At 42.2% G+C, this 11,919-nt stretch carries 12 protein-coding genes; 1 reads left to right on the forward strand and 11 read right to left on the reverse strand.

Translation table 11 applies throughout. The annotated features are described in order from the left end of the window. Positions 1–105: 105 nt before the first annotated feature. The 5 genes from AC1MEO_RS05760 to zapA all read right to left on the reverse strand — a co-directional run bounded on the left by AC1MEO_RS05760 (position 106) and on the right by zapA (position 5,780). Positions 106–519, reverse strand: a complete 414-nt coding sequence (locus tag AC1MEO_RS05760; RefSeq protein WP_223638360.1) for a DUF350 domain-containing protein — start codon at positions 517–519, stop codon at positions 106–108. 23 nt (positions 520–542) lie between these two features. Further along, positions 543–2,903 carry an endonuclease MutS2 gene (locus AC1MEO_RS05765; RefSeq protein ID WP_480334949.1) on the reverse strand — a complete coding sequence of 787 codons (2,361 nt, stop codon included), beginning with the start codon at positions 2,901–2,903 and terminating at the stop codon, positions 543–545. A gap of 308 nt (positions 2,904–3,211) precedes the next feature. Next, positions 3,212–4,921, reverse strand: coding sequence for a DNA polymerase/3'-5' exonuclease PolX (gene polX, locus AC1MEO_RS05770; protein WP_480334950.1), 1,710 nt, complete (start codon positions 4,919–4,921; stop codon positions 3,212–3,214). A gap of 56 nt (positions 4,922–4,977) precedes the next feature. Beyond that, positions 4,978–5,514: a CvpA family protein gene (locus AC1MEO_RS05775; protein ID WP_480334952.1), complete on the reverse strand. Its 537-nt coding sequence runs from the start codon at positions 5,512–5,514 to the stop codon at positions 4,978–4,980. Positions 5,515–5,519: 5 nt separating this feature from the next. Then, positions 5,520–5,780, reverse strand: coding sequence for a cell division protein ZapA (zapA, locus tag AC1MEO_RS05780; RefSeq protein WP_065537053.1), 261 nt, complete (start codon positions 5,778–5,780; stop codon positions 5,520–5,522). A gap of 82 nt (positions 5,781–5,862) precedes the next feature. Between zapA and rnhC the strand changes: the two genes are divergently transcribed. Continuing rightward, positions 5,863–6,795, forward strand: a complete 933-nt coding sequence (gene rnhC, locus AC1MEO_RS05785) for a ribonuclease HIII (RefSeq protein ID WP_480334954.1) — start codon at positions 5,863–5,865, stop codon at positions 6,793–6,795. 56 nt (positions 6,796–6,851) lie between these two features. On the opposite strand, the gene AC1MEO_RS05790 is transcribed toward rnhC, so the two are convergent. The 6 genes from AC1MEO_RS05790 to AC1MEO_RS05815 form a co-directional block, all read right to left on the reverse strand. After that, positions 6,852–8,336: a pilus assembly PilX N-terminal domain-containing protein gene (locus tag AC1MEO_RS05790; protein WP_480334955.1), complete on the reverse strand. Its 1,485-nt coding sequence runs from the start codon at positions 8,334–8,336 to the stop codon at positions 6,852–6,854. Continuing rightward, the gene (locus AC1MEO_RS05795) at positions 8,329–8,772 is read right to left on the reverse strand and encodes a PilW family protein (RefSeq protein ID WP_480334957.1); all 444 of its coding nucleotides are present in this window, start codon (positions 8,770–8,772) and stop codon (positions 8,329–8,331) included. The genes AC1MEO_RS05790 and AC1MEO_RS05795 overlap by 8 nt, the downstream gene beginning before the upstream one ends. Beyond that, positions 8,769–9,212 carry a type IV pilus modification PilV family protein gene (locus AC1MEO_RS05800; protein ID WP_480334959.1) on the reverse strand — a complete coding sequence of 148 codons (444 nt, stop codon included), beginning with the start codon at positions 9,210–9,212 and terminating at the stop codon, positions 8,769–8,771. Before AC1MEO_RS05800 ends, AC1MEO_RS05795 begins: the two co-directional genes overlap by 4 nt. A 634-nt stretch (positions 9,213–9,846) precedes the next feature. Next, complete coding sequence (locus AC1MEO_RS05805; protein WP_480334961.1) at positions 9,847–10,911, reverse strand: hypothetical protein; 1,065 nt, start codon at positions 10,909–10,911, stop codon at positions 9,847–9,849. An 11-nt stretch (positions 10,912–10,922) separates the two neighbouring features. Then, complete coding sequence (locus AC1MEO_RS05810; RefSeq protein WP_480334963.1) at positions 10,923–11,357, reverse strand: type II secretion system protein; 435 nt, start codon at positions 11,355–11,357, stop codon at positions 10,923–10,925. Next, positions 11,354–11,803, reverse strand: coding sequence for a type IV pilus modification PilV family protein (locus AC1MEO_RS05815; protein WP_480334964.1), 450 nt, complete (start codon positions 11,801–11,803; stop codon positions 11,354–11,356). Before AC1MEO_RS05815 ends, AC1MEO_RS05810 begins: the two co-directional genes overlap by 4 nt. Between the last annotated feature and the right edge of the window lie 116 nt (positions 11,804–11,919).

Raw genomic sequence — 11,919 nt, forward strand, 5'->3', positions numbered from 1 at the left:
TGGCTCTGTCCATTAGAAAATGAACAGGAAGATGACTCCCACAATCAAAAAGATTGCACAAAAGACGAAAAGAATCTTAATAAGGTTTTCCACGACATCCAACTCCTATTGAATACTGGCTCCGATGACAAACGACAAACCGACAGAGATGGTCATTGAAATGAAACCGACAGAGCGGTTATCCTGTTCAATTTCATCATCCACTTTAAATTTAGGTGTCAGGAACTCAAACAGAATATAGGCGAAAATCAGCAGTGTAAAACCGAATAATCCCCACCCGATCATTTCAAACAAGGAATTGTGCTGCTCAATGGAAAAGCGGAAGATATTGGTGACGCCGAAAATCTTTCCGCCTGTCGCCATCGCTACTGCAAGATTCCCTTTTTTGATTTGTTCCCAGTTATTATATTTTGTCACCATTTCAAAAATCACCATGGCAACGATCAAGCACAATACCACCACACTGAAATAGCCGGCTGACTCCACCAGCGGGTGTGTCCAAAATCCAGTCTCTGTCATTTCTTACGCTCCTCTGCGGAAACTTACTGTAATTCGGCGACGGTCACACCCGAGCCGCCCTCGCCTGCTTCACCAAAGCGATAATTTTTCACTCGCGGATGTTTTTTCAAATATTGCTGGACGCCTTGGCGCAATGCCCCTGTCCCTTTTCCATGAATGATCGATACTTGATGGTAATTTGATAATAACGCATCATCAAGGTATTTTTCAACACGTGCAAGTGCATCTTCATAGCGTTCACCGCGCAAATCGAGTTCCATTTTCACATGGCTGTCACGGTCTTTTAATGTCGCCATAGTCCGGGTTTGTTTTTGCTTTTCCGGTTTGGTATAGGACAGATCGGACTCAGGCAATTTCATCTTCAAAATGCCGATTTGAACAATCCATTCATTTTTGGAGACTTTCTCGACCAAGGTCCCTTTTTGGCCGAATGAAATCACTTTGACTTCATCATTCGCTTTCAAGGGTTTGTCCACATTGTCTTTGGCCGCTTTTTTCAGGATGCGGTTTTCAGGCATAGCATTTTCCAAGCGTTTCTTTGCGTCGATCAATTCATGCTCTTTTACGGAAGAGCTTTGGTTGAGCTGCATTTTGCGCAGATCCGAGATGACAGCTTCGGCTTCCGCTCTGGCCTTATCGACAATTTTGCGCGCTTTTTCCTTCGCTTTTTCTTCCAGCTGTTCTTTTTGCTGCTCGTATTCTTCCAACTGCTTGGCCAACTCTTTTTTCAGCTGCTCTGATTGGGACAAAACTTCTTTGGTCCGCTCGGCATCCTGTTCCGCTTCACGGCGGCTCTTTTCGAGCGATGCGATCATCGAATCAACCGCTTTGCTGTCAGTTCCCGTAAAGCTCTTGGCATGATTGATGATATGATCCGGCAAGCCGAGACGTTTAGAGATTTCAAAAGCATTGCTTCGGCCAGGCACGCCAATCAATAGACGGTAAGTCGGGCTCAATGTTTCCACATCAAATTCAACGCTGGCATTTGCCACGCCCGGACGGTTATAGCCATATGCTTTCAGTTCGGGATAATGCGTGGTCGCAATGACGCGCGCGCCTCTGCCATGGACTTCATCCAATAGCGAAATGGCCAGCGCTGCGCCTTCCTGTGGATCTGTTCCTGCTCCCAGTTCATCGAAAATCACCAGTGAATTTTCATCGAATTTCGTCAGGATGTCAACGATATTGACCATATGGGAAGAAAAAGTACTGAGGCTCTGCTCAATCGACTGCTCATCTCCGATATCGGCGAAAATCTGATCGAATACCGCTAGTTCAGAGCCGTGGAGAGCAGGCACCGGCAAGCCGGATTGAGCCATCAATGTTGCTAATCCGACAGTCTTCAAAGTTACCGTTTTCCCGCCTGTATTCGGTCCGGTTATGACGATAGCTGTTATTTCGCCGCCGAATTCGATATCGTTCGGCACCACTTCGTCTTTCGGAATCAACGGGTGACGTGCTTTTCGTAAATTGATGTAGCCTTCCGTATTCATGGTCGGCTTTGTGCCTCTATGGGCTGCCCCGTATTTTGCTTTTGCCAGGATCAAATCGATTTCACCCAGCACTTCGACCAATTCAAACAGTTCATGCGCCACTTCCTGCACTTGTGCTGACAACATGAGCAGAATCCGGTCGATTTCTTCTTTTTCCTTCATCTTCAGGCGGCGCACTTCATTGTTTGCCTGCACCACTGCATCCGGTTCGATGAACAGGGTCTGCCCTGAAGAAGATTGGTCATGCACGATGCCGCCGTAATGGTTGCGGTACTCCTGTTTGACCGGAATGACGAAACGGTCATTGCGTATCGTTACGATGGAATCCGACAGCATTTTCGACGCGTTTTTCCCGCGCACCAGACTTTCCAGGCGCTCACGGACCCGGCTTTCCTGTGTCCGCAATTGCTGGCGGATAGAACGCAGTTCAGAACTGGCACTGTCCAACACGCCGCCATTATCATCAATACAGATGTTGATGGCATGTTCAAGCGCCGTCAAGATCGGCATGGATTCTTTTTTCTCCAGGAAATGCGGAATCTGAATCACGGCTTCTTCTTGGATGGTTTCAAAAAATTGGCGCAGGATGCGGCTCGCACGGATGGTCGATGACACTTCCATCAATTCCATCGGGCTAAGGCTGCCGCCGATTTGCGCTCGTCGTGCGTGAAGGCGGATATCGAAAATCCCGCCCATCGGCACATTGTTTTTGACACGCAATACTTGGGCGCCTTCGTCCATCTCTTCGAGCAGCCGATTGACTTCATTGATATCGGTGGACGGCAAAAGCTTGTCCACATGTGCTTTTCCGAGTGATGAAGTACAGTAACGTGCCACTTCATCGCGGATTTTATAAAATTCAAGTGTTCTTAATGCGCGCTCTGCGATCATTGAAGAACCTCCTAACGTTTCAGATAAATTGATAATGATATTGCGGAAGATAACTCTGCCCCAATTAAGAGTGAAGAAACGAATAAAATGCTCCAGGCGGACGCTTTCCGGGGGCTCAGCTTCAGCCGCTTCCTTCGCTATGCTCAGTCCAGGGTCTTCAGCTCGAGCTGTTCCCCTAGGAGTCGCCGCCTTCCACTTTTTATTCTCAGCGTCTTTGAAAAATTGATCAACGGGATATAAAAAAGGTTTGTGAAATATCCATATTGGAACTGTCTTTGATAAAAATTATTAGTTCACTTATTCATTCTTTATTTCGATCCATTCAAAAAGGCTTTCAGTTTTTCCAGCGACCATGTGTTGACGACGGTATCTTTTTTCAGCCATGCTTTTTGGGCATGTTTGACACCGGTTTCCATGACTTCGAGGCCTTCGATGGCATGGGCATCCGTATTGATTGCGACGGGCACACCTTTTTCCTGCGCCATGACCAAATACGGTACTGCAAGATCCAACCGGTAGGGACTGGCGTTCAATTCGACAATTTTGCCGTATTCCTTTGCCCAGTCCAAAATCTGCTCGACATCCGGATTATAGCCGTCACGCTGGCCGACGATTCGTCCAGTGGGATGCGCAATCATGTGGACATGCGGATTTTTCATAGCCGTCAAAATCCGTTCCATGATCTGTTCCTGCGGCTGCTGGAAGCTTGAATGGATGCTGGCAATGACAAAGTCCAGCTGTTCCAGCAAGTCATCGTCAAAATCCAAGGTGGCGTCCGGCAGGATATCCATTTCGGTTCCGGACAGCACTTCAATTGCCGGATACTGCCCGTTGATTTCGCGGATCAGTCCATGCTGTTCCTTCAACCGCTCTGGCGTCAGGCCGTTTGCGACCTTCAAATATTGCGAATGGTCGGTGATGACCATGAATTGATAGGATTTTGCTACACAGGCTTCAACCATTTCCTTTAATGAATTGGCGCCATCCGACCAAGTGGTGTGCATATGCAGATCACCTTTGATGTCTTCGATCGCCACCAGTTCCGGCAACTCTTCAAGACGGTCCAGCTCTCGTCCATCTTCACGCACCGATGGCGGAATGAAAGGCAGGCCGAAATGCGCGAAAAAATCCGTTTCCGATTTAAAAGTCTTGACGGTGCCGTCTTCCTGTTCCACACCATACTCAGAGATTTTCTTGTTCTGTGATTTCGCCAGCTGACGCATTTTGACATTATGGTCTTTTGACCCGGTAAAATGGTGGAGCGCTGTGACGAATTCTTCGGGTGCCACCAAACGGAAATCGACGTCGATCGGCTCCAGCACATCCACGGTCACTGACACTTTTGTGTCTCCTGACGCAATCGTTTCCTTTACCGGCAAGGCTGCCAGCAATTGCTCTTTTACGAGCGCGGGTTCAGCTGTCGCGATGATGAAGTCCAGATCTTTGCTGGTTTCTTTCGTACGCCGAAAGCTGCCGGCGACAGAAAACTCGGTGACTTCCGCAATCGTAATCAAGACATCTTCGATGAACGCCACCGTTTCTTCCGTTTTCCAGATGGGTTGGCGATCTGGCTTGGTTTCAAAGTCATTCAATTCTTTCAGGATTTTCTCTTCGGATTTCGGACCGAATCCCGGAAGCTTCTGGATTTCTCCATTCAGACAAGCCGTCTTTAAAGCTTCCATCGAATCGATGCCCAGTTCCTTATACAGCTTGGCGATTTTCTTGCCGCCCATTCCTTGAAGCTTCATCATCGGCACAAGCCCTTTCGGCACTTCTTCCTGAAGCTCTTCCAATACCGTAGACTTGCCGTCATTGATCAACTCGAGAATGACGTCCCCTGTCCCCTTGCCGATTCCTTTCAGCTTGGTGACATCTTCGATTTCATCCAGACTGCGCTGATCCAGTTCAAGCGCCTGTGCGGCTTTGCGGAAAGCCGATACTTTAAACGGGTTTTCCCCTTTGAGTTCCATGTATAACGCAATTTTTTCAAGCGTTCTGATGATGATTTTCTTATTCACCAAGAGCCCTCCTCGTTTCGATTAAAAAAACTTCCCTCGTAAGAGAGAAGTTCCTACTACATATAAATATACCACCATTCTTTTACTTTCTCAGAGAAATAAGGCGTGTGCTCAATCATCGACTGGGCAATCCCTGAATTCTCCAACTGGTTCTGCACGACATCCACCGGAAGCAGCGCAAACACATAGATGAAAACAAAAAGGAGGATGTAAGCTTCAACAAACCCTAAAGCTGCACCGAGGATTTTGCTGAAAAAGCCAAGAACCGGCAAAAACTTCAAAAAATCGAACATGGACGCAAGCAATTGCAAAGCAAACTTCACCACGAAGAAAATAAGGGCAAATGCCAATAATTGATAGAAGGTCTGATCCAGATCCAACTGGTCTACGACAAGCGTAAACTGGGAATTTTCATTTACTGCCGGGTAAGGAATCCACAGCACAAAGTATTCAGACAAAGGTTTATAATAGCTATAGGCCACGACAAGTGCAATAACAAATCCGATCATATGGATCAGTTGGACAACAAATCCTCTTTTGGCGCCCACGATGATGCCACCGATCAGTAAGATGATTAAAAGTATATCAAGCATTCACGTCAACCCTTCAGTTTTTTCAATTCATTTTCTAATTGTTCAACTTGCTCTTTCAGTTTAAGATAGTCATGTACCGCATTTGATGCCGTCAAAACGGCAAGCTTCGCCTGATCCAGCGATGGATTCAAGGCATTGATCTCCCGCATCTTGCTGTCGACGATCGACGCAACGAGACGCATGTGGCCGGAAGTTTCGGTGCCGACCATTTTATAGGTGTTGCCATAGATGTCAACGACCGTATGGATTTTATGTTGCTCTGACAATGCAATATCCCCCTTTAGAATTCTATAGACCATCATACCATGAAAACAAGCCGATTGTGAATCAAAGAAAGGTGACGTATCCATGTCAAATACAGTTTTGAAACTCCCGGAGGAAAGCATTCTCCAAGTGATTTCGCATTACCAGAAAAACAAAATCCAGACCAAGAACCCCTACGCCCGGTTCAGTGCCAAGCTGACGGACACTGTCGTAACCGTCTACACCTCCGGAAAAGTCATGTTCCAGGGAAATGGCGCCGACCGGGAAGCCGCAAAATGGGGCGCAGCGTCGTCTACGGCCGAAAAGACCGTGTCCACCAAAGGCGACAAACTGCCCGACGGTTTTGCCAAGCTCTCCGTCCTCGGGTCCGACGAAACCGGCACGGGGGATTTCTTTGGGCCGATCACGGTCGCTGCCTGCTACGTACCCGCAGACAAAGTAGCGCTCGCCCTTGAACTCGGCGTCAAAGATTCCAAGCAGCTGACCGACAGTTGGATGCGCCAAGTGGCACCCGATCTGAGAAGAGCATTCGCCCATAAAGTGTTGACTTTGAAAAACGACAAGTATAACCAAGTGCAAGGCCAGGGCTGGTCACAGGGAAAAATAAAAGCCCTGCTTCATAACCAGGCACTCAAACATGTATTAGCTTCTATCGCACCTGAAAAACCAGACGCGATTTTAATTGATCAGTTTGCGGAACGCGGCATCTATTATAAGCACATCAAAGAAGAACCGGAAATTATCCGTGAGAACGTCCTGTTCTCTACCAAAGCAGAAGGTCTGCACGTGTCGGTCGCCTGCGCTTCCATTATCGCCCGCGTCGCCTTTCTTGAAGAAATGGACCGCATGAGTGCAGAAGCCGGCGTCACCTTGCCAAAAGGTGCCGGCAAAATCGTCGACGAAGCGGCGGCGAAGATTTTGCTGAAGCATGGTGAGGAATATTTGAAAGGTTTGACGAAAGTGCATTTTGCGAATACCGGGAAGGCGAAGGCGTTGGCTGGGAAGAGGCGCGGGTGAAATTCCATATAAAAAATGGGGCTGTTTAGAAACAGCCCCATTTTTTATATAGAAGGTTAGTTTTGAACTTCCTTAATCAATAGCTTATTAAAGCTCGCTTCTCCTTTTTCACTGCTGCCAACTTGCCAAAAAGGATTTTCATTTAAATCTACGTTGTTGCTTATTACCTTGGCACCTCCGTCCATCTTAAAGGTTTTGGATATGACTCCCCCTCTTAACGTTCCACTGCCCGTAAGTTCGACTGCCGCATTTGGAGCAAACACCACTGTTCCATTAGCCGCACCCTGTGTGCCGCCACTAAACTTCACTGACTGTCCACCTGTAACCAAATGCCCCGTTACCCCGGCTGATCCAACAACTTCCAGGTTTGCATCTTTGGCATAAACTGAAGCATTAAACTGAGCATAATCCGAACTTTTTATGGTTTTAGGAGCACTCGGAATTTTTGATGGCCCTACATATATATATAAGTTATCGGAGTTTTGCGGGTTCAAGTTTCCATCTATTTGAATATTTTCTTTTAAGTATATTGTGAGTTTTCCTTTTCCTTCGACATGCAGATGCCCACTGCCACTAATATCATTTACTACAATTGAGCGATCCTCATTAACGATAAAAGTTAACTTCCTATTACTGTTAAACGTAATATTATTTATTTCGTAATTTTTGTCTAAAGTGATTTTATGATTTTCAACTAAATAACTTGTAATGTTTATATTTTTTTCTGATACAACTTTGTGGTTGCCTACGCTCATATTAGGCAAGGCTGTAAAGTTTGATGGAAACTCTGGAAATGGAGGCAGAGGAAATTCTGCAAGCTGATGCTCCTTAAAAATTGCAGGCTTGTTTTCATTTATCCACCACGTAGGTGCACTAAACACATTATTCCCAGATGCTACTGGAACAATAATCGCACCTTTAACAGAAGGATTCCCTGTAATTTCTATCCCTTTAGAACTGTATTTGTTAAGAATTAAGTTGCCTTCAATTGTGCCATTTGACAATAATATCTTATCATTCGAAAATACCCCCAGGTTTGGCGGTAATGAAATTTGATCACCAGCACTAAATGAAACACTAAAACTTCCTCCAACGGTGCGCGTTCGTTTTCCAATTTCACCTTTAGAAATAATTTCATATTTACGTTCTTTTAATTCCTCATCTATCTCTATAAGTTTTACAGTCACCTTCGCAAAAGGAGTCTCCCCGCTGTTCTTCTCAAAACCATTTATAACTTTGTTTTTTAACATATCCTGTTCCAGTTTAATAAAGAAATCGTTTTCGCTTAGAGTTGCTGAAGAATTTGAGAGAGTATCTACCATAGTATTGATGTCTGAGAGAACAACTGTAGTTCCACTTTCTGCGATATAATAAACAGCTTGGTCTTTACGTTCACTATCTGACAACTTTAGGGAATTCATGGATATAGACATTAAACTTATTCCAAGTATAGAAAAAACCACTAAAATCAATAAAACGATTGGAAGGGTATAGCCGCCTTCACTCTTGAATAAATGCTTGTTTTTAAGAAACTTATTCAATAACTACACCTTCTCTAATGTATATTTCAGTACCCAATTGCTGCTTATTATTATTTTCGTCCTTACTTTCTATTTCAATTATTAATGTTCTATCAATAAATTGAAAAGCTAAAACAGCAATCTCAGAAGCAATTACTTCTTCATCTTTTTTTATTTGCCCATTTTCCAATGAAAAAACTAGCTTTTCATCACTTCCAAGGATTAAATCACCATTCATAATCGAGACTTTGTCAGTCATTCTTATTTCTTTTGTAATCACCTTCGCAACATACCTCATATCAGTAAGTTGCTCTGATCTTGCAGTTTGGTTTTGGTACGTTTTATTTCCATTCGAAAATATACTTAGGATTAAAATCATGACGATCCCTCCAATTACCATAACCGCCAATAGTTCAACTAACGTAATGCCCTTTTGCTGGGCAAGCATTCTTTTCATTGGTTGTCCTCTTCCCACAATACAACGTTTTCCATTTTGGCTCTTACAACATTTTTTTCATTGTCCACTACCTCTACGATTACGTTTGTTCTAGTAGATGTCGTATTTTTTATTCGGATAGAATACTTCTCTGTAGAATTGGGGATGTTTTTCTCATATTCGATCCATTCGTTGTTGGATGAAATAAGACCCGTCCCATATTCTTTGTCCATTTCAACTTTCGGCGTATCTTCATGAGGCGCTTTCGAAAGTGCAATAATAGATTCCATTTCTGTTTGAGCAAGGTATGTACTATCTACTATATTCTCTGAAACCATATTTGTTTTTGCTCCTTGAGCAAATATCGCTATGAAAGATACCAGTATTAAGGTGATTAGAACAGTTGATGCTAAAACTTCCACCAAAGTTAATCCTTTTTCGGCTTTTAATAGTTTCTTCATAATAAGCCTCCACATAATTATAATAGATAAATATTATCACAGTTCTTTATTAAAAAAATCTATAGAACCCTATAAAAGTAAATTTTTTATATTTTCCTACTTATTTAGACGAATAAAAGGATGAACCACATAGGCCCACCCTTTTTCCATTACTATTGGACTATTTTGAATTTCTTAGCTTAGCGCCAACTTCAATCAACGTTGCTGTCCCTTTATCATGTATGAAAATAGTTTCTTCAGCATTTATAGTTGAGCTGAAATTCTTATAGATTAAGCTGCGAAAGAGGTGGGATGGATAAAATAATACTTCGGGAAATTTAGATCAAGGTGTTATTTATAATCAATTCAAGTATCCTATTCTAGTTTCCAGAATGCCGTGCTAGGAAAACGGTTGTAGAAGCCGCGATAATAATTTTGCTGAAGTATAGCCCGGAATATTTGAAGGGTTTGATGAAGGTGTATTTTGCTAATACCGGGAAGGCTCGGGACATAAATAAAAATAAATAGTTGTATAGCTAATATATTAATTTTTTGTGTATAAAAATAATTAAAGAAACGAGCAAAGAAAATTTCTCTTTGCTCGTTTTTCACTTTAAAAGTTCTTAGTACTTATGAACAATTTTCATGTATAGATTTACTGATAATCAATAATTTTTTCGTCTAGTAGAACCCATTTAGGTGTACCGGGTATTGTTGGAGCGGCAGGAATTGCACAAGTTAAGTTGTCAGCTGCGTCCATACTTTCATCCCCAAGGCTTTTAAAAGGATTTGTGATTTCAACGTATTTCTTTATACCATCTTTTCCCATTTTTAATTGATACACTTTTCCACCTACATAAAGTTCCCGATCTCCAGATATAATGTTATATGTATATGTCTGTGGTAAAAATACATTACCGAAGACGTATAAGTTAGTGTGGTCCTTCTTCCATCCACTAATCACGCTTGGTAAATAAGCGTCTTTTCTAACTAGTATATCAGTATGACTATGTCCCCAAACAAAGTCATTCAAAGCTATAAAGTTACCTCCTGCAGCTATGCAATCATGATTTTGCATACTTATTAAACCTGAAATATATAAATCTTTTTTTATAGAAAGATTATTTCCGTTACCAGGTAAAAACACTAAATTTTTTACTATTAGATTACCATCATATACTTCGGTATCTTTTTTCATTGATAGCGTATCCATGATAACCGTATCCGGACTAGTTGGAAGAGGTGGTTCAGTCACACCTACAATTGGTGGTGTGGTGGCTATAGCACCTTCATTCGCAGCATAAAAAGTTGCTTCTATTTGTTTTTCAGTATTCCCATTTACAATGCCCCTACTTTTAATTTTTATTTCTAATCGCTTACCATTTTCTATTGGCACACAAGAAGTACCCGCGATATTTAAAGGTTCCACTATATAGTTACTCTCAATAATTTTTTTAGTGGAACCCAGTAGCTTATCAATATCACTGCAGCTTAGAATGGATGCAGATGAATTCTTAACCTTTTTCTTTAAAACTGCCCCGTAATGTAAGATACCCATTTCTGCTTGGTGTCTTGCCTGAACTTGTTCTTCTTTTGTATTGAATTGCTTCGCTGCGTTCATATTCATTGCCAGCAAGCCCATTCCCATAATTGTAAAGAGAACGACCATTAGCATAACAAGTAAAAGAGCATATCCTTTTTCATTTTGGAGACGGTCCATCCTTTTCCCTCCTAATTTAACTTACTGAATGAAGTCTGGACTTCAAAGCATTGATTGTTTGAACAGATTTCCATATAAAAATCTGAAGGTTCGGTTCTATTTAAAGTTACCATTTCTATTCCTGCAGTTTCAGGTAATCTATATTGATAGCCTGTAGATACGATTTTCTTATCTATATTTTCTAATGATGCAATAACCAATTCATCGCCTTCTACTCTCACTATGAACTGGTCATCAATCAAATCGGATTTTTCATTTTCTAAATAGCTTGCCCGGATTTGTTCCACAATTAAATTCGCCTCTTGCTGAAGCTGCTGACGGCTTGCGGTTCGTTCAGAGGAGTTCGCACCTGTAGAAAAAGCAGACATGATAGCTACAACAATAATTCCTGTAATGGCCAGTACAGCTAAAAGCTCGACTAAAGTTATTCCTTTCTCGTTTTTCATGGTTGCACCTCAAAATACATTTCTGTACTGAACTTAGGAGTGTTAATTCCTGTGTCAGGTGGAGATTCAACTATTACTAACGCTTTTTTCAGCTGTTTTTCAAGACCCAGAGGACCTTCTCTTAACTCAACAACAACTTTATAGGGACTATATTTTTCTGTTTTATAAGTTTTTTCATTTATACTTTCATAATCTTCTAGTTGCTCCAATATCTTATCCTTTATCAGTGTACCATCAACATTTAAAGTGAATTTTAACGGACGTATCTCAGCAATCACTTCTTCTGCAACTTGTATATTCGTCAACTTCTCATTATTATGGGATGTAAACTTCGCCGACTGGGTAAAGAAACTCATCACGCTGACAAGAACGATCCCTAGAATCACCAAAGCAGCCAGTATTTCCACCAAGGTCAGTCCCTTTTCATTTTTCATCACTCTCTTCACAAGAGTACCTCCAATATTCATGATAGTTAAATACTACCACATTATTTTCACTAAACATCTATAATTACCTATAAAAAGTAAATTACATGAATCATGATACTTATTAAATGCAATAA

Source organism: Planococcus sp. BI3, from assembly GCF_056680115.1.